This window comes from Amnimonas aquatica (assembly GCF_002943415.1).
In the GTDB taxonomy this organism is placed as follows: domain Bacteria; phylum Pseudomonadota; class Gammaproteobacteria; order Pseudomonadales; family Moraxellaceae; genus Perlucidibaca; species Perlucidibaca aquatica_A.
In genome coordinates this window covers 1-1436 of record NZ_PTQZ01000319.1, presented here as the reverse complement: position 1 = coordinate 1436, position 1436 = coordinate 1, and the positions used below count along the sequence as shown (strand labels likewise).

Sequence of the window (1436 nt, the reverse complement as noted above, 5' to 3'; positions counted from 1 at the left end):
GGAGGCGATGCGCACCTGCACATCATCGGCGCGGGCGGCCAGCAGGTCATCGATCACGATGTCCATGCGCAGCGGCTTGCCCGGTGCCGACCAGGCCGACATGTCGCTGACGGAAATGGCCGCCGCCTGCAGCGGCAGCAGGCCGGCAGCGGACAGGCACAGTACCCGCAGCAGCGGGAACGCAGTGGATTTACGCAGCATCATGATCGCCTCTTGCTTGTTGTATTGCGGTGTTCTTCCAATGACGCAGTAAACCCGTTTCCGCCCTCGCCTGCCAAGTCGCAGGACGCCGGCCGGATATGCTCAGCCGACGAAATCGGCCGGCCAGCCGGCCAGCCACAGCGGTCCGGGCGGATCGCGCGGCAGCTCGAAGCCTTCCGGATAGAGCGCGTTGACGAAATAGAGGCCGTCCGGCGCCGCGGTGACGCCGCCGAGGGTGCGGTCGCGGCTGGCCAGCACCTCGGCCGCCCACGACGGCTCGGCCTTGCCCTGCCCGATCGCCATCAGCACGCCGGCGATGTTGCGCACCATGTGGTGCAGGAAGCCGTCGGCCTGGATATCGAGCCGGATCAGCGGGCCGCGCTGCGCCAGATCGAGGAAATGGACATCGCGCACCGGCCGGTTGGACTGGCAGGCCACGGCGCGGTAGGCGCTGAAATCGTGCACGCCGACCAGCGCGCGCGCGGCTTCCTGCATGCGTGCCAGATCGAGCGGATGGTAATGCCAGGTGGCGCGACCGGCGAGCAGACTGGAACGGCGCGGATGGTTGTAGATGACATAGTGGTAGCGCCGCGCCACGGCCTTGAAGCGGGCATGGAAACCGTCGCTGACCGGGGTGATCCAGCGCAGCGCGATGCTCTCCGGCAGCAGCGTGTTGATGCCCATGAGCCAGTTGCGCTCGTTGCGCACGGACGGACTGTCGAAATGGGCGATCATGCCCGAGGCATGCACGCCGGCATCGGTGCGGCCGGCGGCATGCACGATCACCGGGTGCGCAGCCACCGTCGAGATGGCGCGCTCCAGCGTCTCCTGGACGCTGACGACGCCCGGCTGCTGGGTCTGCCAGCCCCGGAAGGCGCGGCCATCAAACTCGATACCGATGGCGTAACGCCTGGACTCTGACACCGGAAACTCCTGCCGGGCGGCTTGTCCGGCCGCCGATGTTCGTGTCGCGCTCAGGCCCCGTCCAGGGTCCGGAGCAGCGCTTCTGCACGCCGGCGCTGCTCGCCGGTGCCACCCTGGCTGACCAGCTCCAGCAGATCACGGGCCGAGGCGCTCTCGCCCATGTCGATGTAGGCCTGGGCCAGATCCAGACGGGTCTGGAAGGCTTCCGCCTCGCTGTCGGAAAGGAAGTCGTACTCGTCCTCGTCGGCACGGACCGGCTCGTCGGCGGCCAGATAGGCCGACTCAGGCACCTCGGGCAGCGGCGCGAAGCC

The 1436-nt window shown here is 68.5% G+C and carries 3 protein-coding genes; all 3 read right to left on the bottom strand.

Annotated elements, in window-relative coordinates; genetic code table 11:
* A partial coding sequence (locus C5O18_RS09535) for a hypothetical protein (RefSeq protein WP_146089336.1) occupies positions 1–204 on the bottom strand: 204 nt, incomplete at its 3' end.
* Between the two features lie 99 nt (positions 205–303).
* Positions 304–1125, bottom strand: a complete 822-nt coding sequence (truA, locus tag C5O18_RS09530) for a tRNA pseudouridine(38-40) synthase TruA (protein WP_105193394.1) — start codon at positions 1123–1125, stop codon at positions 304–306.
* Between the two features lie 50 nt (positions 1126–1175).
* On the bottom strand, positions 1176–1436 hold a 261-nt coding region (locus C5O18_RS09525), incomplete at its 5' end, for a FimV/HubP family polar landmark protein (RefSeq protein ID WP_146089335.1).